17 protein-coding genes are annotated in these 23421 nt (G+C 63.8%); 4 read left to right on the top strand and 13 right to left on the bottom strand.

From position 1 onward, the window contains the following. The first annotated feature begins 33 nt into the window (after window positions 1-33). Entirely contained in the window at window positions 34-1248 is a 1215-nt protein-coding gene (locus BD293_RS12720) for a metallophosphoesterase family protein (RefSeq protein WP_211841024.1), read from the top strand. After that, entirely contained in the window at window positions 1248-4649 is a 3402-nt protein-coding gene (locus BD293_RS12725; RefSeq protein WP_142082286.1) for an AAA family ATPase, read from the top strand. The genes BD293_RS12720 and BD293_RS12725 overlap by 1 nt, the downstream gene beginning before the upstream one ends. Here BD293_RS12725 and BD293_RS12730 read toward each other — a convergent pair. From BD293_RS12730 to BD293_RS12740, 3 genes are read right to left on the bottom strand one after another with little or no spacing between them, the layout of a single operon-like run. Continuing rightward, window positions 4644-5855, bottom strand: coding sequence for a DUF1501 domain-containing protein (locus tag BD293_RS12730; RefSeq protein ID WP_142082288.1), 1212 nt, complete (start codon window positions 5853-5855; stop codon window positions 4644-4646). The two genes, BD293_RS12725 and BD293_RS12730, sit on opposite strands and share 6 nt — an antisense overlap. A gap of 13 nt (window positions 5856-5868) precedes the next feature. Beyond that, on the bottom strand, window positions 5869-7230 hold the full coding sequence (locus tag BD293_RS12735) for a DUF1800 domain-containing protein (protein ID WP_170207132.1): 1362 nt from the start codon (window positions 7228-7230) through the stop codon (window positions 5869-5871). Window positions 7231-7287: 57 nt separating this feature from the next. Beyond that, window positions 7288-8040: a FadR/GntR family transcriptional regulator gene (locus tag BD293_RS12740; RefSeq protein WP_142082292.1), complete on the bottom strand. Its 753-nt coding sequence runs from the start codon at window positions 8038-8040 to the stop codon at window positions 7288-7290. Window positions 8041-8175: 135 nt separating this feature from the next. Between BD293_RS12740 and acuI the strand changes: the two genes are divergently transcribed. After that, a complete protein-coding gene (acuI, locus tag BD293_RS12745; protein WP_142082293.1) occupies window positions 8176-9168 on the top strand; it encodes an acryloyl-CoA reductase in 993 nt (330 codons plus the stop codon). A gap of 480 nt (window positions 9169-9648) precedes the next feature. Here the strand turns inward: acuI and BD293_RS12750 are convergent, their stop codons facing one another. Together BD293_RS12750 and BD293_RS12755 are read right to left on the bottom strand one after the other, a co-directional pair. Beyond that, window positions 9649-9990, bottom strand: a complete 342-nt coding sequence (locus BD293_RS12750; protein WP_142082296.1) for a hypothetical protein — start codon at window positions 9988-9990, stop codon at window positions 9649-9651. Window positions 9991-10078: 88 nt separating this feature from the next. Then, a complete protein-coding gene (locus BD293_RS12755) occupies window positions 10079-11038 on the bottom strand; it encodes an acetyl-CoA carboxylase carboxyltransferase subunit alpha (RefSeq protein WP_142082298.1) in 960 nt (319 codons plus the stop codon). 128 nt (window positions 11039-11166) lie between these two features. Between BD293_RS12755 and BD293_RS12760 the strand changes: the two genes are divergently transcribed. After that, window positions 11167-12639 carry a Y-family DNA polymerase gene (locus tag BD293_RS12760; protein WP_142082299.1) on the top strand — a complete coding sequence of 491 codons (1473 nt, stop codon included), beginning with the start codon at window positions 11167-11169 and terminating at the stop codon, window positions 12637-12639. On the opposite strand, the gene BD293_RS12765 is transcribed toward BD293_RS12760, so the two are convergent. The 8 genes from BD293_RS12765 to bcsA all read right to left on the bottom strand — a co-directional run bounded on the left by BD293_RS12765 (window position 12621) and on the right by bcsA (window position 23413). Next, window positions 12621-14417, bottom strand: coding sequence for an ABC transporter ATP-binding protein (locus tag BD293_RS12765; protein ID WP_246086292.1), 1797 nt, complete (start codon window positions 14415-14417; stop codon window positions 12621-12623). The two genes, BD293_RS12760 and BD293_RS12765, sit on opposite strands and share 19 nt — an antisense overlap. A gap of 74 nt (window positions 14418-14491) precedes the next feature. After that, window positions 14492-14911, bottom strand: coding sequence for a hypothetical protein (locus tag BD293_RS12770; protein WP_142082301.1), 420 nt, complete (start codon window positions 14909-14911; stop codon window positions 14492-14494). A gap of 38 nt (window positions 14912-14949) precedes the next feature. Next, window positions 14950-15336, bottom strand: coding sequence for a curli-like amyloid fiber formation chaperone CsgH (gene csgH / locus BD293_RS12775; protein ID WP_142082304.1), 387 nt, complete (start codon window positions 15334-15336; stop codon window positions 14950-14952). A 59-nt stretch (window positions 15337-15395) separates the two neighbouring features. Continuing rightward, window positions 15396-15839 carry a curlin-associated protein gene (locus tag BD293_RS12780; protein WP_142082307.1) on the bottom strand — a complete coding sequence of 148 codons (444 nt, stop codon included), beginning with the start codon at window positions 15837-15839 and terminating at the stop codon, window positions 15396-15398. Window positions 15840-16186: 347 nt separating this feature from the next. Further along, entirely contained in the window at window positions 16187-17617 is a 1431-nt protein-coding gene (locus tag BD293_RS12785) for an outer membrane protein assembly factor BamD (protein WP_142082309.1), read from the bottom strand. Further along, window positions 17614-18690, bottom strand: a complete 1077-nt coding sequence (locus BD293_RS12790) for a family 8 glycosyl hydrolase (protein ID WP_142082311.1) — start codon at window positions 18688-18690, stop codon at window positions 17614-17616. Before BD293_RS12790 ends, BD293_RS12785 begins: the two co-directional genes overlap by 4 nt. Beyond that, window positions 18687-20984 (bottom strand): cellulose biosynthesis cyclic di-GMP-binding regulatory protein BcsB, encoded by a 2298-nt coding sequence (locus tag BD293_RS12795; protein ID WP_142082314.1) that lies wholly within the window; start codon window positions 20982-20984, stop codon window positions 18687-18689. The genes BD293_RS12790 and BD293_RS12795 overlap by 4 nt, the downstream gene beginning before the upstream one ends. After that, the gene (gene bcsA, locus BD293_RS12800) at window positions 20981-23413 is read right to left on the bottom strand and encodes a UDP-forming cellulose synthase catalytic subunit (protein WP_142082316.1); all 2433 of its coding nucleotides are present in this window, start codon (window positions 23411-23413) and stop codon (window positions 20981-20983) included. Before bcsA ends, BD293_RS12795 begins: the two co-directional genes overlap by 4 nt. Window positions 23414-23421 lie beyond the last annotated feature (8 nt).

The raw sequence follows: 23421 nt of genomic DNA on the forward strand, positions 1-23421 counted from the left end.
GCGGTGCCTGCCTGCGCAATGCACTGTTGCGCCATGGGATTTCGTTTCATTCACACAGCCGATCTGCATCTGGACAGCCCGCTGCGCTCTCTTGCGTTGCGCGACCCTGATTTGGCGGAATTGATCGCGGATGCCTCGCGGCTGAGTTTTCGCAAGATCATTGATCTGTGCCTGTCCGAGCAGGTGGATGCACTGCTGATTGCAGGTGATCTCTATGATGGCAGCCAGACCAGCATGAAGACCGCGCGTTTTCTGGCGGCGGAACTGGCGCGGCTGGACCGAGCGGGTATTTGCGCCTTTATCATTCGGGGCAATCATGATGCCATGTCCCAGATCAGCCGTGAGCTGACGCCGCCCCCCAGCACGCATGTCTATGAAGGGCGCGCGGGGGTTGAGATAATGACGAAAGGGGCGCAGCTTGTGGCCATTCACGGCCTCAGTTTCCGCGACCCGCATGCCCCCGAAAGCCTGCTGCCGAAATACCGCCCGCCTGAAGCGGATGCGATCAATATCGGGCTGATGCATACCTCGCTCAACGGGGCGGCAGGGCATGACCCTTATGCCCCTTGCGCGCTGTCGGATTTGCAGGCCAGCGGGTTCGACTATTGGGCGCTGGGGCATATCCACAAGCGCGCCGAATATTCTGGCGCGGCGCATGTGGTCATGCCCGGCATTCCGCAGGGCCGCGACATAGGCGAGCCGGGGGCGGGCAGTGTGACGCTGGTGCAGATTGATGATGCGGGCCAGATCACCCATGAGGCGCGCGTTGTGGCCGTTGCAGGCTTTGCGCATGTCACGGTTGATGTGACGGGGCTGGAAGAGTGGCGTGCGCTGCACCGCGCCATTGAGCGCACATTGGACGCTGCCCGCCTGCCCTGCCCGCATCTGGTGGCGCGGTTGCGGCTTGTGGGCGACACGCCGCTGGCCCAACGCTTGCTGCGCGACCGCGATCTGGCCGAGGCCGAAGCGCAGGAAAACGCCAAGGCGATGGGCGGGGTCTGGGTGGAGAAGCTGGTTCTGGACCTGAGCGCGCGCGCGCCGGTGGCGGGGGCCTTGGGCGCATTGGCGGGGCTGATCGAGGGCGACATCCTGCCCAGCCCGGCCTATGCCCAAGCCGTTGAATCGCTGCGGCAGGATCTGGAATCTGCCCTGCCCCCAGAGGCGCGCAATGCCATCAAAACGCTGGAGCCTGCGGCGCTGGACGCGGGCCTGCGCGAGGTTCTGGCACGGTTGCGGGGTCAGGGCTGATGCGGCTGGAGCAGTTGGGACTTGTGCGCTACGGGCATTTCACCGATGCGGCGGTGCGCTTCCCGCGCCCTGCGGGCACGGCCCCGGACCTGCATGTGATCTATGGCCCCAATGAAGCGGGCAAATCGACCCTGTTTTCGGCATGGCTGGACCTGCTGTTTGGCATTCCGACGCGCACGGCGTATAATTTTCTGCATGACAACCGCGCCTTGCGGATCGAGGCTGAGATTTCTTCGGCCAGCGGGGGTTTGGCGCTGGCGCGGCTGAAGGGCAACACCAACACGCTGCGGGACCGCGCGACAGATGCGCCGCTGCCAGAAGCCGCGCTGGGGGCGGCCCTTGGCGGGCTGGACCGGGACGCCTATACCACCATGTTCTCGCTGGATGATGACACGCTGGAATCGGGCGGCGAGAGCATTCTCGACAGCAAGGGCGATCTGGGGCAATTGCTGTTTTCGGCCAGTGCCGGGCTTGCTGATCTGAGCGAGGCGTTGCGCGGCCTGCATGAGGAAGGGGCCGCGTGGTTCCGCCCCACAGGGCGCAAATTCCAACTGTCGGCGCATAAGACGCGGCTGGCAGAGCTGGTCGCAGAGCGCAAGGCGGTTGATCTGCAAGTCAGCGCATGGCGCAAGCTGTCCCAGACACGCGCGCAGGCTGAAGCAAGCTATCTGGCCGCACGCGCGCGCCGGTCTGAAACGCAGACCCGCGCGGAACAGCTGCGCCGCGATCTGGATGCGCTGCCAATGCTGCAACGGCTGAACGCCCTGCAAGCGCGGCTGGCAGAGTTGCCCGAACCCCAGCCCTTGCCCGCCGACTGGGGCCGCGCGCTGCCCGACTGGATGCGCGAAGAGGCGGAACTGGCGGCCTTGCTGCCAGAAGCGCGCGGCGCACAGGCGGAGTGCGCGCGTGCGCTGGACACTCTGCATGACGACCCCGACGCGCTGGCAGTTCTGCCCCGGCTGGAAGGGCTGGAGGGGCAGTTCGGTGCCATCGCGCGCCAGCAGGCAGATTTGCCGAAACGGCGCGAGGAACTGGCCGAGCTGCAAGACCAGATGACGCGGCTTGTTGACCGGCTGGAGCGGCCCGGTCTGACACCTGCCGATGCGATCCTTGCGCCCACAATTGCCCAAGGCTTGGCAGACCTGATCGAGGCCGACGCGGTGCTGCGCAGCGCCGAGGCGACAGCGCAGCAAGAGTTGGACAAGGCGCAGCGCGCCTTGCAAGACAGGCCAGACACCCCACCGCCGGAAGGGGCCGCGCTGGCACGGCTGGCCCCGCTGGTCGAGGAGTTGCGCCGCGCGGATCTGTTGCGCCACAGCGCGGATGCGGCGGAAAAGCTGGAGGCAGCACAGGCGGCGCGGGCGCAAGCCTTTGCCGCCCTTGCGCCTTGGCAGGGCACTGACGCTGAACTGTCCGCGCTGGACCTGCCCAGCCCTGACAGCCTGCGCGCAATTGACCGGACGCTGACGCAGGCGGTGCAGGATGCGCGCGCGGCACAGGGCGAATGTGACCGCCTGCAAGACGCAGTGGCGCGGCTGCGCGCGGATACCTGCGCGGCGCAACCTGTCAGCGCGACTGAGGCCGCTGCCGCCCGCACGGCGCGCGATGCGGCATGGACCGCGCATCTGGGTGATCTGACCCGCCAGAGCGCTGAGGCTTTCGCAGCCGCGATGCAGGCCGATGACGCGGTCAGTGCGGCGCGGCTGGAACAGGCAGGGCTGGCTGAACGGCTGCGCGTTGTCGCACAGGAACAAGCGGCACTGGACCTTGCACTGGCGCGGCAAGGTGCCGCCACACGACTGGTCGCGCAGGTGCAAGCGCAGGTCAGCGCGCATTGGGCACTGCTTGGCGTTGAGGGACAGGGACGCCACCTTGCAGACCTGATCGACTGGCTGGCACGGCGCGACAGCGCGCTGGAGGCACAGGCCCGGCTGCACGAATGCACAGCGGCACAGCACGCGCTGGCGGACCGTCTGGAAGGGGCCGCAAAATCGCTTGGCGCGGCGCTGGCGGCCTTGGGTCGCCCCCTGCCAAGTGCTGATTACGCGACATCTCTCGCCGAAGCAGAGGCCCTGCTTGCGACCGCAGAAGGGCTGCGCCAGACCGCACGGCTGCGCGCGGATCTGGACGCGCGCGCACTGGCGGTGACACAGGCGCAGCAGGCCCGCGCTGACTGGCAACAGGAGTGGGACAGGCTGTGCGCTGCGACATGGATCGGCACACCCGCCCCTAACGCCCGCGACATGCGCGCGCGCCTTGCCATTGTAGCCGAGCTTGCCCGCCTTGCGCCGCAAGCCGACACGATGATGCGCCGTATTGCCCGGATTGAAGAAGATATCGACAGTTTCACCGCCACGCTGACGCATCTGGCCCAGACCCTGAACCTGCCCCCCGCGCCGCAGATCGACAGCCTGTGGCCACAACTGCGCCAGCGGCTGAAACAGGCACAGGCCACACAGGATGAGCGCACCCGCTTGCAGACTGAGGGCACGCGGGCGCAAGAGCGGCTGGATGCACTGGAGCTGCGTCACGAGCGGTTGCGCGCTGCGATAGCGCCGCTACAGGCGCATTTCGGCACCGACTCACTGGCCGAAATTGCGCGACAGATCGACGCCATCGCCCGCGCGACCGAGCTGAGCGCGGAATACGCCAGCCTGCACCACGATCTGGCCGCCCATCTGCGCGTGTCCGATCCGGCCCCTGAATTCGCGCGACTGGACGCGCTGGATGTCGATCAGGCCCGCGCCGAGGCTGAAACCTTGACCGCAACACTGGCCGCGCAGGATGACGCCTTGCGAACAGCCTATGCCGATCTGGCCGAGGCCGAGAAGGCCTTGGAGGGCACAGGCCATGACGGGGCCGCCGCACGGCTGGAGGCAGAGCGCCAGACCCTGCTGTTGCAGATCGAGGATGAGGCGGCGCAGTTCATGGCGCGGCAAGCCGGCGTGATTGCTGTGGAACAGGCGCTGCGGCTTTACCGCGATACCCACCGCTCGACCATGATGGCGCGTGCGGCGGATGCTTTCGCGCTGCTGACCGCTGGCCGCTATACCGGCCTGTCCACACAACCCGACGGGCGCGGCGAAATCCTGATCGCGCAGCAGGCGGGCGGGGCGACCAAGCCGGTGGACACCTTGTCCAAGGGCACGCGGTTTCAGTTGTATCTGGCGCTGCGGGCGGCGGGGTATCTGGAACTGGCGACAACGCGGCCCTGTGTGCCCTTTATTGCCGATGACATCATGGAAACCTTTGATGACACCCGCGCCGAGGCGGCGTTTCGCTTGCTGGCGCAGATGGCGGGGCATGGGCAGGTGATCTATCTGACCCATCACGCGCATCTGTGCGAAATTGCGCGCAAAGCCTGCCCTGACGTGCAACTGCATGATTTGCGCGCGCTATAGCAGCAAATCCGGCGTCTCGCCCATGTCCAGCCCCGGAAATACGGTTGCCGCCACATCAGACGCGCGCAGGCCGAACAAATCGCGCATGGCCCAAGCGGAATAGGCGCGGATGTCGCGCAGGGGCATCAGGTCGCGGCCTGCATACATGTCGGCCTCTGCCAGCCCCGGCCAGCCGCCGATCATGCGTTTGCCCCGGATCGCCCCGCCCGCCAGCAGCATTGCACCGCCCGTGCCGTGATCTGTCCCGCGCGAGCCGTTCTCGCGCATGGTGCGGCCAAATTCTGTCATGGCCAGAACCGTGGTCTGCCCCCAGAGCGGCCCCAGCCCCGTGCGCAGCGTCAGAATGGCCGCTTGCAGGCGCGCAAGGGCGGGCAATATGGCGCGGGACTGGGCCTGATGCGTGTCCCAGCCCGACAGCGAGAAGCTGGCGATGCGCGTCTCGCCGCGCATTTGCTGGGCGACATAGGCGGCCAGACCGTCGGCATCACCCGCCGATGTCTGCGCCATCATGCCCGCCATCTCGTCCTCGGGCAGATCGGCGAGGGTGGCACCTGTCATGTCCAGCGCCGTGCGCCCCGGTTCGGCAAACAGCGGATCGGCCTGAAACAGATGCCCCAGCAACAGGCGGCTTTGCGGGCTGAGGTTCAGGTCGGTGCCCGGTTCCCACTGGGTCATGGGGGCAGCGCCTTCGAGGATCAGCATCCGTTCGCGCCCCACCGCAAAGGCCGTGCGCGCATCGACACCCGGCAGCAGCGTCAGCAGGCGGTTCAGCCAGCCATCGCGCGACAGCGCGGGCGGCATCTGGCCTGCGGTTCCTGCTTCCAGATGGTCTTGTCCGTCGAAATGGCTGCGCCGGTCGCGGTACGGGGTCGAGGTGGCGGGAACAAAGGCCAACTCGCCCGCCTGCCACAGCGGCAACAGCCCGTCCAGCGCGGGATGCAGCGTGAAAAAATCGTCCAGCGCCAGCGTCGGCCCTGCGGCATCTGCGCCAAACAGGCCCGGTCGCAGCGCGGCCAGATGGCGGTCACCGACAGGGCGCAGCACATCCAGCCCGTCCATCGCACCGCGCAGGATGATGACGACAAGGCGGTTCTCGCCCGGCCCGCCAGCAAGGGCGATGGGGGTAATCAGCGGGCTTGCGGCCAGCGAACACCCCAGCGCAAGGCTGCGCGTGACAAAGGCACGGCGGGTCTGCGTGTGGGTCATGGCCTGCCTTTCATTATCTGCGGTTGAACTCTGGCGCGGACAGGATCAACCCGACGCCTTGGGCGCGAGTCTCGGCCCCGCTGGCGGCGCGGCGCAGCGTGTCGCTGGCCGCGTCTGCCATCGCAATATCGACAAATTCGCGGGGGTCTGGTGCCTCTGGCACGCGCTGCGCCAGATCCATCGCCCAGTCGATCCGCGCAGCCAGCCCTTGCGGCGTGACCCAGAAGGCCGCGCTCTCGCCATAGCCTGCGGGGCTTGGCACCTGCTCGAACGGCTCTCCCATCGCTTCCATCGGGTGGGCAAGGAAAAAGCGGGTCTGGCGCGAGGTCAGGTCCGTGACCATGTCGCGCGGCACATCCATTGCGCGGATGGCGGCGGCCATCATCTCGGACGGGGCGCGGGTTTTGGACAAGGGCGCGTCCCATGCGCCCGGATGTTCCAGCATCGCGCGGTAGAGCACCATCAGATCGCCGCCGCTGTGCAGATAGCTGGCCGACATATGCGCCACCAGTTGCGGGTCGGGGCTGTCAGAGACGAAATGCTGCGCCAGCTTGCTGGCCAGATGTTGCGCGGTTTCGGGGCGCAGCGCCAGATCATCCAGCAACTCTATGATGTGATCCAGCGTCATGGGCCTGCCGCCATAGCGCTTGCCGAAAATTTCGAGAAGACCCGGTTCTGCGATGCGCGGCTCGAATGTGAACCCGTCTTCCAGCGACACGGCCAGCCCGGTCAACAGGCGCGCCACTTGTGTCACATCGTCCTGTGTATAGCCGCCAGACGCGCCCAATGTATGCAGTTCCAGCAATTCGCGCGCCAGATTTTCATTCAAGCCCCGCCCCCGCCTGCGCCCCACACGGCTGAACGGCCCGACCGAGGCGTTCTGGTCGAGATAGAGCAGCATCACCGGATGCAGGGCTGCGGCGCGCAGCATCTGTTGAAAACTGCCCGTGATATTGGGGCGGATCGCCTCCTCGATCTGGGTGGCGCGGCCTGCGCGCAAGACGCCGCCGCGCGACTGGGCAGCAAAGTGATTGGCCCAGAACCGCACAAGCCGTTCAAAAAACCCGACCGGCGCAAAGGCAAGGCGCGCCATATTGGTGCGCAATTCGGTAAAGGTGTCGTCCCGATCCTTGCGGTTCAGTTCTTGCAGGCGCGCCGACAGGGCCGGGTCTTCGGCGTCGCGCAATGCGCGCTGCACGTCGCGCCGTTCCAGCGCGCGGGCGCGGCGGGTGTCCCATGGGATGATAGAGGGATCATGCCCGCCGCTTTCGGGTTGCAGACTGTCCCAGAGGATTGCGCCATCCAGTGCTGTCCGACCTACAGGCCCAAGGCCAGTGCCAAACCGGATTGCAGCAAGCGTATGTGTCGAAATCATTTTATCTGGCCCGTCATCAATGCAATGCAGCATACAGTCGGGGCGCGCTGGCGCAAATCACAATTGAGCCGCCGACCCACTGGCCTGCAAGGCGCGATGCGCCCTTATCTGGCCGCCAAGTTCCAGCGTGTAGGCGGCCAAGGCATCAAGGCCGGATTGCGCATCGGGCAGGCTGTGTGCCTGCAAGGCCGCGACAAGGGCCTGATGCAGCGTGATAATACGCGCGCGCGATCGTGCCGAGAAGGTAATCATGTTCATCAGCGGTTGCATCGCCTCAACCGCGCCAGCCAGATGCCATGACAGCACCGGATTGCCCGCCGCATCAATCAGCGCACGGTGAAAGGCCACGTCAGAGGCGCAAAACCCCTCGTCACTCAGCCCGTCGCTGGATTGGCGCGCAATCTCGGCCTGCATGGCGGCCAGATGGGCAGGGCTGCGGCGCTGCACGGCCATCGGCAGGCAGGCGCGTTGCAGCGCGAAACGCGCCTCGCAGGCGGTTTCAAAATCGACGCGGTTCATGGACAACAGCAGCATGGCCGTTGTGGTCAGATGCTCTTGCGCCTGCGCAAAGCTAAGGCGGTTGACGAATGCGCCCCCTGTCGCGCCGCGCTGGGTGCGGATCAGGTTTTGTGCTGCCAACCGCTTCAACGCCTCGCGCACAGTGGGGCGCGACACGCTGAAACGCGTGGCCAGTTCCGCCTCGGACGGCAAGCGCCCATCGGCGGGCAGATCGCCGTTCAGAATGGCATCGCGGATCGTTTGCGCGATTTGCTGCGAATAATCGCGGTCACTGTTAAGGGCGGTTTTCATGCATATCCCTGATATTGGCCCGATGAAATCTTAATTGTAAGACAATTGGTCCCCTGATATGTAAGACATATAGGAATTTTGACGATCCGCCAAGGCAGGACAGCGCAGGGCGGCATCAAGCAAGGGAGAGCGAAGATGGGTTTCAAGGCATTGATTGTTGAAAAGGACGCCGAGGGCAAAACCTCGGCCAGTGTGCAAAACCTGACAGACGACCAGTTGCCCGCAGGTGAGGTGACTGTCGCGGTGGACTACTCGACCGTCAATTACAAGGACGGGCTGTGTATTGGCCCCGGCGGCGGGCTTGTGCGCAATTACCCGCATGTGCCGGGCATCGACTTTGCCGGCACGGTCGAGGCGTCGGAGGATGCGCGCTACAAACCCGGCGACAAAGTGGTGCTGACCGGCTGGCGCGTGGGCGAGGCACATTGGGGCGGCTATTCCCAAAAGGCGCGCGTCAAGGCCGATTGGCTGGTGCCCCTGCCCGACGGGCTGAGCACGCGTCAGGCCATGGCTGTGGGCACCGCAGGCTTTACCGCGATGCTGGCCGTGATGGCGCTGGAAGACCACGGCTTGCGCCTTGGCAACGGGCCTGTGCTGGTCACAGGGGCGGCGGGCGGTGTCGGGTCTGTCGCAGTGGCGCTGCTGTCCGCATTGGGGCATGAGGTGGCGGCGGTCACCGGACGCCCCGAAACCGAAAGCTATCTGCGGGATCTGGGGGCAAGCCAGATTGTCCCGCGCGAGATGATCAATGAAACTGTAAAGCGCCCCTTGGAATCCGAGCTGTGGGCAGGCTGCGTTGATGCTGTTGGCGGGGCCATGCTGGCGCGGGTGCTGGGGCAGATGAAATACGGCGCGTCCGCCTCGGCGGTGGGGCTTGCGGGCGGGGCTGGGCTGCCTGCGACAGTGGTGCCGTTCCTGCTGCGCGGCGTGAACCTGCTGGGGATCGATTCGGTGATGCAGCCCTATGAGAACCGGCTGCGTGCATGGGACCGGATCGCACGCGATTTGCCGATGGACAAGCTGGACGCCATGATCCAGCCCGCAACCCTGGCCGATCTGCCGCAACTGGGCGCGGATATCCTGAAAGGTCAGGTCAAGGGCCGTGTGGTGGTCGATGTGAACGGCTGAGGGCCGCGCGAACTGGTGATGGCTGCCGGGCAAAAGATTTCCGTGCTCTGCGGCCATCAGGGACGAAGGTTTGCTGGGCGGACATTGCGTTTCCGGGTGCAAAGCCGCGCAGCGTCGGGCCGCGGTCTGGCGATCCGCAATTGAAGTTAAAGCACTTTATGCCAGCCACATCCGAGCAAGAGCAGAGCGTTGTGCTGGTGGCAGTCAAATCGCCGTGCCCGTGGGCGGCCCGGCGATGCGCGGCGGGCTGACGCCCTTGATTCCGCGCTTGGAGACAGTCCGCAGGGGCAGGCCATGTCGCCTGCGCCCCGCGGTGGTCCTTTGGTCAGGCCGTGTACAGGATCATGTAGGTGACGGTATAGACCGCCGTTCCGACGAAAAACCCCAGCACAAGCCACAAACGCAGCGTATCCATCTGCGCACTCCTTTTTTCAGGATGGAATGATTACAGCGTATCTCTGAGCAGGCAGGCTGCTCTGGTCATGCAAGGCGCGGGGGGGCGCGGGCCGGATTGCTGCCGCAATGGCCTGTGCGGCGGCCCGGCTGGAATGTCTTGGGGCAACGCGGTGCTGCCCTGTGGTGCGGCGCACAGGCCCCGACCGCAGCAAGGCAGGCCGCGTCATCAGGCCCGAAGGCTGGCGCGGCCCTGCTGCGTTCGGCGTCGCGGGTCGGGAAATCCGGTCCCAGCACAGCAAGCGGCGCGCTGTGGGTCTTGGTCTGCGCAAGCTCGGTCGCGGGGCGCAGATCGCCCTGCGACAGCCCGCTTAAGGTCATGAAAATGATCAGTAGGTAAAGGACAGGGCGCATGGGATGCAGGACCATCAGGACACAGCTTTACGCTAAGCATGACGCCGCGATCTTGTCCAGATGATTTGCGACAGGCGCGCCTGTCAGGAGAGGGGGCTTGCCCTTAGGCGGCCAATCCTTTTGAGCCCATTTGAAGGAATTTCTGCCGCCGGTGCTGGCGCAATTCTTTGGGCGATTTGCCGTCCATGTCCTTGAGCATCGCGCCCAATGCCGCGCCGACGGCCTTGATCATGGCCGCGCGGTCGCGCTGTGCGCCGCCAAGCGGTTCAGGTATGATGCGGTCGATGACATCCAGTTTTTTGAGGTCTTGCGCCGTCAGGCGCAATGCTTCGGCGGCTTCGCGCATCTTGTCGGAATCTTTCCACAGGATCGAGGCGCAGCCTTCGGGCGAGATGACGGAATAGACTGCATGTTCCAGCATGGCGATGCGGTTGGCGGTGGCAAAGGCCACAGCCCCACCAGACCCCCCCTCGCCAATAATCACCGAGACCATAGGCACGCCCAGCGACAGGCATTTTTGTGTGCAGCGCGCAATCGCCTCGGCCTGACCGCGTTCTTCGGCCCCCTTGCCCGGATAGGCACCGGGTGTGTCGACCAGCGTGACAACCGGCAGGCCGAACCGGTTTGCAAGATCCATCAGCCGGATCGCCTTGCGGTACCCTTCGGGGCGGGCCATGCCGAAATTGCGGCGCAGGCGTGATTGGGTATCATGGCCCTTTTCCTGCCCGAGCACGACCACGGCGCGGTCTTTCAACCGCCCCAAGCCGCCGATCACGGCCTCATCCTCGGCAAAGCCGCGATCCCCTGCAAGGGGCGTGAGTTCGTCAAACAGCGCTTCGATATACTCGCGGCAATGGGGCCGGTCGGGGTGGCGCGCGACCTGACATTTGCGCCATGGCGACAGGTTGCGATAAAGATCGACCAGAAGTTTCTGCCCTTTCACATCAAGGGCAGATGCTTCGCGTTCGACATCCATATCGGGATTGGCCGCCCCCATGGCGCGCAATTCGGCGGCCTTGCCTTCGATTTCAGCCAATGGCTTTTCAAATTCAAGATAATTCATCAGGGCCTCCGGCACGGTTTGGCGCGGTTATGCGGCAGACTGCCGGGATTTGCAATCTGGAAGGCGCGGACTCGACTCGGAACCTGTGGCGGGCTAATTTGAACAATACGTGAACATATGGTGAGAACATGCCCCGCCGCATCCTGTCGCTCTGGCTGCCCCGTTTCGCGTCCAGCCTGTCGCTGCGCCGCCGACCTGCGGCGGGCGGCTTTGCGCTGGTGGCCAAGGAGCGAGGCGCAGACCGGTTGGTCTGTCTGAACGCTATCGCAGAGGCGCGCGGGCTGACGCGGGGCATGGGGCTGGCGGATGCCCGCGCGCTTATGCCCGACCTGCTGACCCGCCCTGCCGACCCGAGAGGCGAGCGTCACGCGATGGACAGCTTGCGCCGCTGGGCCACGCGCTATTGCCCTTGGGTCGCGGTCGAGGGGGTGGACGGGCTGGTGATGGACATTACAGGGGCCGCACATCTGATCGGCGGCGAGGCGGCCCTTCTGGATGATCTGACCGCGCGCCTTGCACGCATGGGTTTCGGGTGCCGCGCCGCGATTGCCGATACGCGCGGCGCGGCTTGGGCGGTGGGGCGGTACGGGCAAGGCGGGATTGTGCCGCAAGGGGCAACCGCGCGCAGGCTGATGCCCTTGCCACTGGCCGCGCTGCGGCTGGACGCGGCATCGGTCGAGGGGCTGGAGCGGCTGGGCTTGCGCATCATCCGCGACCTGAGCCAAGTGCCGCGCGCAAGTCTGGTGCGACGGTTCGGCACGGCCCCGCTGCTGCGGCTGGATCAGGCATTGGGCGATGTGCCAGAGCCTGTGGCCCCTGCACCGGAGCAGCCGGTTTTCGCGGTGCGCCTGTCGCTGCCGGAACCGATTGGCCTGATGGGGGATATTCAGGCCGGGCTGGACCGGTTGCTGGAACGGCTGTGCACGCATCTGCGCGGTGCCGAAAAGGGGGCGCGGCGGTTGTTGCTGGAACTGTCGCGCGTGGATGGGCAGGCGGTGCGGCTGGAAATCGGTCTGGCCCGCCCCATGCGCGACCCCGCCCCCATGGCGCAACTGTTCGCCCGCGCGCTGGACGGAATGGATGCGGGCTTTGGCATAGAGCGGATGCGCCTGAGTGCCGTCGCGGTTGAGGCGCTGGCGGTCCAGCAGATCACCACCACAGGGGCGAAAGCACAGGATGATCTGGATGATCTGCTGACCCGTCTGTGCAATCGTGTGGGGTTTGACCATGTGCTGCGCTATTTGCCTGCGGACAGCCATATTCCCGAAAAAGCCTTCAGCATCGCACCTGCCGCCTATAGCACGGCAGCGCGCGACTGGCACAACAGGGCCCCGCCGCGCCCGCTGATGATGTTCCCGCCCGAACCGATTGCGGGCACAGGGCGCGCTGTGCCGCGCCGGTTCAAATGGCGGGGTGTGTGGTGGGGGGTGGTTGCGGCCACCGGCCCTGAGAGGATCAGCCCGGAATGGTGGCTGGATGACCCGGCATGGCGCACGGGTCTGCGCGATTACTGGCGCGTGCAGACCGACCGGGGCGCGCGATTATGGCTGTTTCACACCCCCCAGCGCGATGGCTGGTGTGTTCAGGGCGAATTTGCCTGATCCTGTTCACCGAATTGCAACGCATAGAGCCGCGCATAAACCCCGCCCACGCCCAGCAATTCCTCATGCGTGCCGCGCTCGACCACGCGCCCGCGATCCATGACGATGATCTGATCGGCGCGGCGCACTGTGGACAGCCTGTGTGCGATCACCAGCGTTGTGCGCCCTTCGGCCAGACGGTCCAAGGCATCCTGAACGAAAGCTTCGGATTTGGCATCCAGCGCACTGGTTGCTTCGTCCAGCAGCAGGATCGGCGCATCGCGCAACAGCGCGCGCGCAATCGCCACGCGCTGGCGCTGCCCCCCCGACAGGCTAGAGCCGCGCGGACCGGCCAATGTGTCCAGCCCATCAGACAGAAGCGGCAGGAAATCATCGACATGGGCCGCGCTGAGTGCGCTGTCCAAGGCCGTCTCGGACACCCCCTCGACGCCCATCAGAATGTTGTCGCGGATCGTCTCGTCAAACAGGGCGGTGTCCTGACTGACCACCGCAAACAGGCGGCGCAAGGCGACCAGATCCATGCCGCGCACATCCTGCCCACCAATCAGCACCTCGCCCGCGTCGACATCGGCCAGCCGTGTCAGCAAGGTAAACACAGTCGTTTTGCCCGCGCCGGACGGGCCGACAATCGCCGTGGTCTTGCCTGCGGGCGCGACAAAGGACAAATCATTCAGCACAGGCTCGGCCTCATAGGCGAAGCTGACGCCGCGCAACTCGACCGAGGCATGGCGGCGGTCGGGCACAGGCAGATGTGGCGGGGGCGGGTTGGTGACCTTGGCCTGAACCTGCAACAGCGCATGTGTGCGTTCCAGCGAGGCAAGGATATTCTGCCACTCGGCGGTCAGGGCCGTGAATCGGCGCAACGGGTCGAACAACAGACCCAGCGCCGTGAAGAAGGACATGAACTGCCCGACCGTGCGCGTGCCGTCAATGATCTGCATCCCGCCATAGATCAGCACCAGACCAAAGCCGATGGCCGCGCCAAAATCCATGACCGTGGGCACCGCCGCCTGCCCGATCGCCGCGCGCGTGGCTTTGCGCACAAAGCCGCGCATGATCTCGCGGAAGCGCCCGATTTCGCGCCCTTCCGATCCGGTCAGTTGCAGCGTGGCGATACCGTGAAATGTCTCGTCCAGCCGGTTGGAGCTTTCGGCAGCGGCCAGTCGCGCCTCGGTGCTGCGCCGCCGGATCAGACGCTGGATCGCTATCAGCGGCAAGCCCAGCAAGGGCAGGCCCAACAGGGCAATCAGCGTCCATTGCCAATCTGTCCAGAGGGCGACGCTGAACAGCACGATCACCCCGGCCCCATCGCGGCCAAAGCCCGTAATCAGCGACGAGAACACGCGGCGCAGCGCCGCAGAATCGCCGCGCACGCGCTCGATCAGGATGCCCGGCGCATTGCGTTTGAAAAAGCCCTGATCCAGGCGGATCAGATGCGCCAGCAAGATGGATTGCAACTCTGCTGTCGCAGCCTCGGACTGCCAGGTCATGACCGCCTTATGTGCCAGCCGTGCAAGGCCACGGCCAAAGAACACCAGCGCCATAGCCAATGCGACCAGAAACACACTTTCGCGGTCGCCTGCGATGAACACTTCGTCAAACATAGGCTGAATAAGGTAGCTGAATGCGCCCAGTGTCAGCGCCTCAAGCACCATGAAAACCACAGCAAGCCCGATGAAATGCAGCCTGTGACGGACGAAACTGTGCCAAAGCCAGCGCGCCACGACCCCATCGGCGCGCGCGCGCTGTTTTCGTGCGGACTCGGGGCGGTGTGACAAGGGGTCTGCCTATCGTGCTGCTGCATCCAGAGCTTGGCATAACGGCTTTGGCGAGCAGGGAAAAGCCCTGCTCTTTACCAGCCAAACTGGATCAGAACGCCGGATTGCCCGCCGGTCTGGTGAATATCCGCTTGCGTGCCGCGCCCGAATTGCAGGATCGTCTGGTGATTGTTGTCGCCATCCTGCACCAGATTGGCACTGTGACCACTGCCCCTTTGGTGAATTTCCGCGCTGTTATTGGCCCCGTTCTGCTGGACCTGCGCGGTGTTGTTGCGCCCCCTTGCAGCATTCGGCGCGCCACGGCGCAGCGCGCACAGCGTCGAGAGCGTGGCGCGAGAGCCGCGCAGACTGGGACTGTCGCGCGCCATGCAGGCAATTTGCGCCAGCGAGGGGGATTTGGCCAGCGCACCCGTTGCGGGCAAGCCCAGCACGATGGCCAGCGCGGCAACTACGGCACCGCGCGGCAGGATGTGAGATGAGATACGGGTAAACATAAGCGGTATCCTTTCATAGCGGGGGTTTTACGCTGATCCTACAACCCGGCAGAGCGGCAGGTTTTGCTTTGCCCATTGGCCTTGACGGTCATTTCGGCCTGAAACTCTTGCGCCTTGCCGCTGAAGCGGGCCTCGCCCAATGTGGCTTTCTCGCCTGATTTCAGATCGAATTCGCCACCCTGACGGATGGTGGAGCGGCCACCGGCGCTGCGCTGGTCTATCTCCAGCTGATACGTGCCGCGCACCGCTTGCGCGGCCTGTGCTGTCGCTGTGATCGTGACCTGACGGTTGCTTTCCGACAGTTCCAACGCGCAGACCAGTGCTTCGGGGGGTTTGGTGCTGCCAGCTTGAGAGGTCGCCAGAGAGGCTGTGCAGGCCGCACCTGTGATGACAAGCGCTGCAATCGAATATGGTATCGCGGACATGGGGATTCTCCTTTTTTGCGTGCAGGCCAGGGGCAGACCGCCCCCGGCGCGTTTGCAGATCACTCCTGAATGATCAGCACCACATTGCCATTGCCGTGCTGGGTTGCGTTGGCGGTGTTGCCGCGCCCTGTCTGGATCACGCCGACCGCGTTGCGGTTGCCGCCCTGATTGACAGTTGCATCATTGTGGCACCCCATCTGCGCAACACCAGCAATATTGCGCCGACCGCTCTGGGCCGTGTCGGCGACATTGTTGCAGCCGGATTGCCCGACAACCACGCGGTTGCGCGCGCCGTCTTGGGTGTTGAGCGACAGGTTGCTGCGCCCGCGCTGCGTGATCGTGACCCGCTGGCGCACGCCGGTTTGTGATGTGGCGATAGCATTGTCACGCCCCCATTGATCGACGCTGACACGGTTCGAGCCGGCATCGGCGGGCAAGGCCGTCAGGGCGATGGCGAAAGCAAGAGCAGAACCGGCGATTTTGGATGTGAATGTGAAGGTCATGAAGGTAACTCCTGAGCATGTGTCTGGAATGCTGCGGGTCGCTGCCGCAGCGGTTCAAAGCGCGGTTGATCCGCTGACCCGAACCTGCCGCCAAGACCAGATGACGGGCAATATCGCGCGCCCGTTAGCTGATAACACCCGCAGTGCTATGCCATAGCGGCGCGGGGGGATGCGCCGTGAAATCGCCGAAAAGGTGTTCTATTCCAGCCGCTTGCGGCGTCGGCCCTGCGCCCCATGCCGGGCAACGCAAAACGCGCGCCAATATCTGGCGCGCGTGATGAGGGTGGTGTCACGGATTGGGGCCGCAGCCCTGCCGCATCTGCCGCACAGCTATTGCGGCGCGCAGGTTACGGGCCTTGGGTCGCGTTCAGGCCCTCGCGGGTTTCGGCGGTGGCGAGTTGGGAATGCAGCCGCTCGAACTCGGCGCGCGCACGTGGGCGCTGGCCTGAATTCAGATAGGCATAGGCGCGCAGCATCGCCAGATCACGGCGCAGCGCACCGCTTAGGGTTTCCAGCGCATCGAAATGTCCAATCGCCTGTCGGAAGTCACCTGCGCGATAAGCCCGCACGCCGCGCTGATCCGGAACGATGCCTTCCAGTTCGCGGTGCTGCGTGTCGGACAAGCGCACCTGCGAGGCCGTGTGCGCCGCTTGCTCGGTCATGTTCATCGACAGATAGGACAGCGCCAGACCGAAATGCGCATCGCGGCGCACATTGGGGCCCAAAGCATCGCCTGCCCGTGCCGCCGCCTGAAACCCAATCAGCGCTTCGGTCGGGCGATCATGGCTATAGGCGCACCAAGAGCGTTCATACAGCACATCCAGCGAGCGTGGCGCGGTAGAGGCGGCCAGACAACTGGCGAATTGTTCCTGTTCCTTCAGGCGGCGCGTTTGGGCAAGACGCCCATCGCCGCGCAAGGGCAAGGCCCCCGCATTGGGGGCGGCTTGTACGGGCGCGCGGGCCGGGGCAGAGGCAACTGGCGCTGCACTGGGCTGCGACGGGGCAGCGGGTGGCGGTGTCGCGGCGGCGGCCATAGGGGTTGATTGCGCAGGTGCCGCTCCCCCCAGCAAGCGGGTTTCAAGCTGGTCAAGCTGGGACGCGGCCCCCGGATTGGACCGGCGCGCGACGCCAAACAATTCCTGCAACTCGGTGCGCGTGGCAATGGCGCTGGATTTCTCCAGCGTGGGCTGCATCTGCGCATAGCTCTGGCATGATTGTAGCGTGTTGCGATAGGTGGTCATGGCCGCCGGTTTCTGGTCGGCGAGCACATACATATCGGCCAGAAGCCATGCGTTGTTTATCCGCTCGCATGTCATCAGAGAGGGGGACCGGCGCGCAATGGCAATCGCATTGCTGGCATTGCGCGCGGTGACGGCGGTGTCAAAATTCTCCTGCGCTTCATTCGTTTCCAGCACGCGCAGCATTTCGGCCGAAGGGGACCAGCCAGCACCGGCCTGCCGCCCCTGTTCGATCAACTGACGCGCGGCGTTGTAGTCGCGCCGTTCGATCTGCCGCCAGATCGCGCCTTCATCGACACTGGCCTGCACATTCGGGGCCAGCACTGCGTTCAGGTCTGACGGGGGCTGCCAATCGGGAAAGGCGATTCTGAGCCTGCGCAATTCGGCCTGAGTCGAGGCCGTGTCATTTTGTTGCAGATAGTACCGCAAGGCGCGCAGATCATCAAAACCGGCTGTCTGCGCGAATACCGGAGCGCTGGCGAGTGCCAGCAGCACGGCAGTGATGGCACACAGGCGGGGGTGCGGGGTGCGGGGTGTCATAATGGCACACATTCTGGCATCGCCTCATTTGCGGCAAACATCGAAAACAATTGCAACGTGGCGGGGTAATAGGCCTGATCTGCCGAAAAGGGAGGGATCAGCGCGCCAAGGCTGCGCTGTGACGTACAGATGACCAACCCTGCCAAGGCCTGATAGCCCGGCTCGGTGCTGGATTCGAGAACGACACCTGACAGCGGTTCGACCACAGTCGGCACACCCAGACCGGGTTGTGATGTGCGTTCATAGACAGAGGCCATGCGCCGCACGGCCATATGCTGCTGCAACCCCGACCAGATCAGAAACAGCGGCACGCGCATCGCCTCATAGCCGGTGTTTTGCGACAATGTCTCGGACGCGCCGATGCCCTGCGCCGAGATATCGACCCAATCGGGCACCAGACCGTTCGTGGCAATGTCATTCAACAATACCTCGCCATGCTGCGCACAGGCGGCCAAAGCTGTCACGCCGGTCGCGGCGGCCAGATCGCGCATGGCCAGCGGCATGTAGTAAGACGGGTTCACCGACAGATGGGTGTCATGCTCAAACCCAAAGGCGGCAGGCAGGAAAACCAGTTTGTCGCTGGCACCGGGCATCGGTTTCATGCAGCTTGCCGCCAGCGCTTGCGCGATCTCAGCGGCCCGGTTCAGCAGGCTGCGGTCATTGAAACGCGCCGCGCCGCGCACCAGCGCCCAAGCATAGAACAAATCCCCATCCGAGGCGTTGTTGCGGTCGGGAACGGGGTTGGCCTGTTCCGGCAACCACCGCCACGCCAGCAACGCATCAGGACGCACGGCAAGCTGCTGTTCGGTCCAGCGCAACATCTGGCGAAACGCGGCTTCGTCATCGAACATGGTGGCGGCAAGCATGCCGTAGCCCTGCCCCTCGGAATGGCTGGCCTGTTGTTGCAGCGTGTCAACGACACGGCCATCCGACCGCAGAAACGCGGATTTCCAACTGTCCCAGATCGGGCGCGCGGGAAAAGCAGAAGCGCCCTGCCCCAAAGCCCCGGAATGCCCCGTCATGAGTGCCGCCCCGAGAGAGGTGCTGGCCGCCAGAAACATGCGTCGGTTCATGTCTTGTGTTCCCTTGTCGATATGACCAGCCGCAAGGCAACCACGGCAGACAGACTCGCGAGGCCAAGGATCAGGATGGTGAAGAAAATTGGCCGCGCAGACACGATATTGCCCATTGCGGACCGGAAGTTCTGGCGCGACCACGGCTCTAGCAGAAGGGGCCTGCGATCTGGCGCAAGCCAGCTTTCCCAATGCCCCTCATGGGTCAGAACCGCGACTTGCCCACGCGGGCCACCGCCATTGGCGCGGGCATTGGCAACGGCATGTGCAATCGCGTGCATATCGCTGTCAGGGCCGCGCAGCATCCAGATTTCATCGGGCCGCGCCGCATCGAGTTGAAACAAGACCGCCTTGCCGCGTTGTTGCATCAGCCATGTGTTCAACTGATCGCCGCTGCGGGGAAAGACGCGCTCGAACATCCATCTGCCCTGCTCCAGAACCGCGTCCACACCCGCGCTAAAGGCAAGAGACAGGCTGCGCTGCTCGCTGCGGCGTATCTGGAACGGGTCGCCCTGCCCCTGTGCGCCAAGCTCTGCCACAAGCGCGCTGCTTTCTTCTGGCAACAGCACCGCATCTTCCAGCAAGCGCCGGTCCGCATTGTAGTGGCCTGTCGGGATAGACCCCAGATCATCCAACGAAATCAGATGCAGTTTTGATGGGCGGATGGCGGCGCGCGTGCGCGCAAGCGCGGCCTTGAGGGTCAGAACATCCATCTGCGAATACGCGCGCCCGCTCATTTCATTCAGGCTTAGGCTGTCCGGCGACAGGGCCGCGAAAGCAAGATCCATATCAGGAATATACATTGAGGGGCTGTAGGGCACATACAGCGTTGAGCTGTCACTGATCTGCAAAATGGGGGCTTCATTCACGGCGCAGGGCAGTGTCGGCGGATTGCCCGGCACAAACATCTCGAAGCTGAGAACATTCGTGCCCGGATGCATCAGGCGTGCCTCGAAATCGACGGGAAAGCGCGAAATCTGCACGCCGCCTTCGCCCCGCAAGGGAAGCAGGCGCACCGAAGTTCCGTTGATTTTGAGAAGCAGCATAGCACCTTGGGGAAGGTCCGTTGCATAGGCGTAATCCAGATAGATCCGCGCTTTGGCGGCTGTCAGAACAAGCCAGTCATCTGGCAGACGGAACGCGTGGTCACGGATCGCATAGCGCTGCGAGAAGCTTTCGGTTTCCACCCCGAAATCAGAGAAGGGAACGTTGACCTCGGTCATGATCTGGGGCGGGCGCATGTCTTGTTGCTGTGCCTCGACCGCGTGAATGCCGGACAAAAGCTGCTCTGGCTGGGTGCCTTGCGCAACTTCCAGAACCATGACCACCGCCCCGTCACCGGCAAGGACGAACCTTATCCGGCTTTCAGACGCAGGAAGGATGGTGATGCGGGCATGATCGCGGGCGGCAGGTTGCGTGGTCCAGTAATCGGTAAAGCTGAACAGCAACGGGGTTCCGGTTAGCGCCTGATTGAAGCGTGCGACCAGAAAATCGCGCCAGATTTCGGCCTCCGAGCCCAAGGTTTCAATCCCGCGAATTTCAACGGAACGCCCGCCGGATGACTGCGCGGCAAGCGCCATCATGAACCCGTCAATGCCCATCAGGTTCGCGCGGATGGAATCGGAATCTGACCGCACCACAAGACCACTGCGCGACAGGTCGAGATCGGTCCACAGATCGAAAGACGCTTCCGGCCCGCAGAAGATGCGATGCTGCTGGCGAAACTCGATCTGGACACGGTTGCGGCCGGATTGCAGCAGACCTTCCGGGATTGTGAACCGGTCAACCCCGATTGCTTCGAGATGGGTCAGATTCTGGGTGCCGACCTCTTGCCCGTTTACACTTAGCCGCATACGCGAGCGTTCAGGCAAATTATTGATCCCCGAAACAGTGGCGATCTGCAACACTGCCTCGCGGTCACTTCCGACAGAATAGAGGTCGAAATTAACCCATTCACGCTCTCCGGTGATGCGGGCGACGCCATTTTGGACAGGATAGCGCAGATCGGTCAGGCGCAGGGCTGAAATCCAGTGCGGCGCGGCACTGCCCTGTGCATCCTCATCCGTGCGCACCTGACGGCGCGTGGGATCAACCCTTGCACCTATATCTGCGGCGTCGACAGCTTGCGGCAGGCCCGGTGTGCCATCTTCTGGCATAATGATCTGAGCGCCCTCAGCGCTTTGCGCATGGGCAGGCGCTTGTGTCAAAAGGCCCAGCAGAGATAGCGCCGCCGCCATGCCCGCAACAAGGCCCGCGCGCCGGATCGGAATACGGGGCGTGATGGCAGCGCTCATGGCTGCTGCTCCATGCCACGCGTCAGGGTTTGCATCTGGCGATGGCCGATTGCGCCACTGCCCATCATGCCACGCGCGCCCCCGCCCATGTTGGCGGCAAATTCGGGATTGGTTATGGCGGGGTCAAACGCCTCTCCGAATGCCAGCAGATGGGCGGGTTGCGCGGCCCCTATCTCGCCCATGCGCGCACGCTCATGTGCGGCGCGCCGCCGTGCCGGTTCTGCCGCAAGGGCATGCATTGTGTGATAAACCGAGGTGAAGGCAAGCATGACGATATAGGCCATACCCTTGAGCATGGGCATCGGCTTGTTCTTGCTTTCGCGCACACGTTCCCACACGGCGCTGTCACCAAAGATCAGATAGGCAATCGTCTCGCGTACGATCATCGGTTGGTCAGGGTCGAAGCGCACGCCCAGAATAAGGCCCGAATTGGTGCGTTCGATATTTTTAACCTGAACGCGGATCGCATTTTCCAGATGGGGCGATTTTGGGAATTCAGGTGTGAAGTAAAACACATAGCCCGGCGTGATCGCTGTCATTTCGGCCAGATCGGTATCTGGCCCCGGCAGCAGTTTGATCCGCGCACCGCTGGTTGACGAGTCGAGGATTGTTGCCGCCGAAAAGCTGAACTGGCCATCCCGGCCAAAGGCTGCCACCGCAGGGGCCTGTGTCTCGAACCGTGGAACACCGCGGCGTTGCTGGCGCTCGGAAATGGCACGCAGCGCGGCAGAGACAATGATGAAGTTGAACACGGCCCAGCCGCCAACAATCGACAAGATTGTGTGATCGCCCGGGAACAGAACCCAGCGCACCGCAGCCGCCAACACCCCTAGCCCCGCAACCGCCCATAGCACCAGCAGTGGCTTGAACATGGGCGAGATGAAATCTTCTTCCAGCACTTCATCCTTGGCGGTCACATTGAACTTCGCGCCGCGCGGCTTGAACAGGATTTTTATGACGACACCGGACAGATAGGGTGCCTGCGCCGTTTCATACAATTCAGACACAAGCGACCATCTGACACGGGCATAAAGCGCGTTTTGTACCATAAAGCTGACCGCCATGTAGCCGCCCATATAGACCAGCACTTCCTGAATGGTGGCGACGAAGATTTGCAGGCCGAAAAACAGATAGGCCAACGGCGCAAGGATAAAGGTCATCCGCACCAGCGGGAACAGCCAGAAGGTCATCGAATTGAGGTAGCACAGGCGTTGGGTCAGGCTCATGCCTTTGCGCCGCAGCGGATTTTTCAGCATCAGAAGCTGCATCATGCCCGCCGCCCAGCGCCCGCGCTGCTGGATAAGGCTGACAAAGGTTTCCGGCTGCAACCCGGCAATCATGGCATGATCGACATAGATGCTTTTCCAGCCGCGCGAGTGAATTTCCAGTGCGGTTTCAGCGTCTTCAGTGATCGTTTCGCCCGCAAAGCCGCCCACGTCATCCAGAGCTGCGCGCCGCAAAACCGAGGCAGAGCCACAGAAAAACGCGCCCCCCCAGCGGTCAAGGCCGCGATGGCCTAAATGATAGAACATCTCGTTTTCGGGCGGGCAATCGGCACGCAGCCCGATATTACGCTCGATCGGGTCGGGGTTGAGAAAGAAATGCGGCGTCTGTACCAAAAACAGCTTCGGGTCTTCGACAAAATACCCGACGGTCCGCGCCAGAAAATCGCGTGACGGCACATGGTCTGCGTCAAACACCACCACCAGATCGCCGTCCAGCCGCTCCAGCGCGGCGGACATGTTGCCGGCCTTTGCATTCTCGTTTTTCGGGCGGGTAGAATACACCACACCCAACTGGGCGCATAGCTCTTGCAGATCGGCGCGGCGCTGGCGCGAGGCCCGCGCAAGTTCAGGGTCTTCACTGTTGCAGCGCTGGTCCGTGCCGCCATCGTCGCACAAAACGACGGTGCGCTTTTGCGCAGGATAATGCATGTTCTTGGCCGCAGACAAGGTGACGGCCAGCATCTCGGTCGGCTCGTTATAGCTGGGCACCAGAATATCGACGGTCGGCAGATTGGCCGCAGCAACCTTGGGCGGAAGCGAGCGTTCTACCGGATCTGCCGAGATGAACGAGCTGATAAAAAAGACAAAAATTGCATAGGTTTCAACGATGAACAGCGCCATCGCAATGGTGAAGGAGACCGGCATATCCAAGGGCGGCAGCGTTTCAGTGACGCGCCAGAACCAATAGCGCATGACAACCGCACTGGCGATGGCCAGCAGCAAGAAGCGCGCTACAATTTTCTTCGAGGTGAAGGGCTTGAGCGCGGCAACCGCAAGTACGGCGAACACCCCTAACGCGCCCTGCACCGCCGTCGAAGTGGGGATGCTTGCCAGTATCGCAATCGGCACCACAAGCGCAAACCACGCGAGTGCCAGCAACACCTCGGTCAGATTCAATTTCCGGTTGGCAATTAATAAACTCATACAAAACC

The organism is Roseinatronobacter monicus, assembly GCF_006716865.1.
In the GTDB taxonomy this organism is placed as follows: domain Bacteria; phylum Pseudomonadota; class Alphaproteobacteria; order Rhodobacterales; family Rhodobacteraceae; genus Roseinatronobacter; species Roseinatronobacter monicus.